Here is a 2,457-nt window from a genome sequence, read left to right on the forward strand (position 1 = left end):
TCGCTGTGCGATTCGTTTAACCGAAAATAAGCTGAAAAGCTTATGGGATGGTTAGTCTAGCTGATCAAGCAGTTAGTGACAACTGATTACATTTGTAGGTGCGCCGCCGTGCGGTTAGTCCTATCCCTCAAGTGCAGAGGTGAAAGCATAACCCCTAGTTTGAAGGGTAGCAACCAACAGACTAAAGCGGGGTTAAAAGACAGAACTACTGGCAGCCAAAACTGGTAACTGTTGAGCAAAAGTCCATGCGTAGCGAAAGCAAAGATGTGGTTAAACCATCGTCAATTCTAATGGTGTAATGGCTGAATCAGAATAAATCCGTTGGGAAATACGGTAAAGAATGATTAACACCAAGCCAAAAGGCAAGGATAGGGCATAAGCGGTTAGCGACCCGACTTATCAGCACCGCCCGTAAACCCGGTGGATAGCATCACGCTAAAGACTCAAACAATGTGTAATCGGAACGAAGTAACTCTCTTAAATCTCTGGATAGGTCGATATTCAGTAAGTAGCTAACGAATGGTTTTAAGAGAGAGGGATTGTATCAGAAGCGACGCCCTTGGTAATGCGAGGGATATGCTGACGGATACACGGTAATTCCAATGGAGTAGAACAAGTAGCAATGAATATATCTAAAACGCTGAATTATCAGACGGTGGAGTGGAAAGACATCAACTGGCGAAAGCTAGAAAGGGTGGCTTTTAAATTGCAAAAGCGCATATTCCAAGCGAGTGAACGTGGTGATGTTAAAGCGGTTCGCAAACTTCAGAAGACCCTAATTAGGTCTTGGTCAGCAAAATGTATTGCGGTTCGTAGGGTGACACAAGATAATCAAGGTAAAAATACTGCTGGTGTGGATGGAATTAAAGCTCTGACCCCAAAGCAACGTATTAACTTGGCAGGCAAGTTAAAGTTAACCGGAAAGGCAAAGCCCACTCGTAGGGTTAATATTCCTAAACCCGGAACAACGGAAACTAGACCATTAGGAATCCCAACTATAAACGACCGTGCATTGCAAGCGCTATGTAAGATGGCGTTAGAACCTGAGTGGGAAGCAAAATTCGAGCCTAACTCTTATGGTTTTCGACCAGGACGTTCCTGTCACGATGCGATTCAAGCAATATTCGACAGTATTGGTAAAAAAGCAAAATATGTGCTGGATGCTGATATTGCCAAGTGCTTCGACCGCATAGACCATAAAGCGTTACTTGCCAAAATACACACATACCCCACTTTGAGCCGTCAAATAAAATGCTGGCTTAAAGCAGGATACTGTGTGCAGAAAGAATTATTCCCTACCAAGGAGGGTACACCACAAGGCGGGGTCATCTCCCCATTACTTGCGAATATTGCCTTACATGGTATGGAAGAAAGAGTAAAACAGTACGCGGAAACACTAAAAGGGGCAAAACGGAAAAACCGTCAAGCCCTTAGCCTAATCCGATATGCTGATGATTTCGTAATAATCCACAAGGATTTAAACGTAGTCATGAAATGTCAAGAGATAATCGCTGAATGGTTAAGTGATATGGGATTGGAATTGAAACCAAGTAAAACAAGATTAACCCACACCCTTAATGAAATAAATGGAAATGTTGGGTTTGAGTTTCTAGGATTCCAAATACAACAACACACAGTAGGTGACTACCGATGTGCCAAGAGTTCAGAAGGAATATCACTAGGTTTCAAAACACTAATTACACCCTCAAAATCCAAGTTTAAAACACACATAGCCAACATGGAAAAGGTAATAGATGCCCATAAAACCGCCCCTCAAGCTGCTTTAATTAGTAAGCTGAATCCAATCGTTAAGGGATGGTCAAACTATTACTCAAGAGTTGTTAGCAAAGGTATTTTTACAAAGGTTGACAACCTAATCTACCACAAGTTAAGAGCTTGGGCTAAATCAAGGGGGAAAAGGAACATCAATAAGAACAAATACTGGAGAACGGTAGGCGACCGAAATTGGTGTTTCAGTACAGAGGACGGACTAAAGTTATACACCCATACAGAAACGCCAATCGTCAGGCATATCAAGGTAAAAGGTGATGCTAGTCCGTTTGATGGTAACTGGACTTATTGGAGCAAGCGTAGAGGCGAATACCCAGAAACTCCTAAAAGGGTTGCATCATTAATTAAACGTCAAAAGGGTATTTGTCTTCACTGTGGTTTATACTTTACCAGTATAGACATTGTAGAAGTTGACCATATTAAGCCGACATCATTAGGTGGAAAGGATACCTATGACAACCTACAACTTCTGCATAAACACTGCCACGACACAAAGACAGCAACAGACGGGTCAATGCGCTCTAAAGGAAGTGTTAAAACCTGATAGTTGGTCTTGAATCGTACCTATAACAGAGGTGGAATTATCAAGGAGCCGGATGAGGTGAAAGTCTCACGTCCGGTTCTGAAGGAGAGGTAGAGGTGGCAACACCTCTATCGACTCTAACA

At 42.5% G+C, this 2,457-nt stretch carries 1 protein-coding gene; it reads left to right on the forward strand.

Features of this window, described 5'->3' with window-relative positions; translation table 11 throughout:
• Positions 1-622: 622 nt before the first annotated feature.
• Entirely contained in the window at positions 623-2,335 is a 1,713-nt protein-coding gene (gene ltrA, locus QUA47_RS30685; RefSeq protein WP_333433605.1) for a group II intron reverse transcriptase/maturase, read from the forward strand.
• The last annotated feature ends 122 nt before the right edge of the window (positions 2,336-2,457 follow it).

Origin of the sequence: Microcoleus sp. MON2_D5, from assembly GCF_036701905.1 — a bacterium.
Taxonomy (GTDB): domain Bacteria; phylum Cyanobacteriota; class Cyanobacteriia; order Cyanobacteriales; family Microcoleaceae; genus Microcoleus.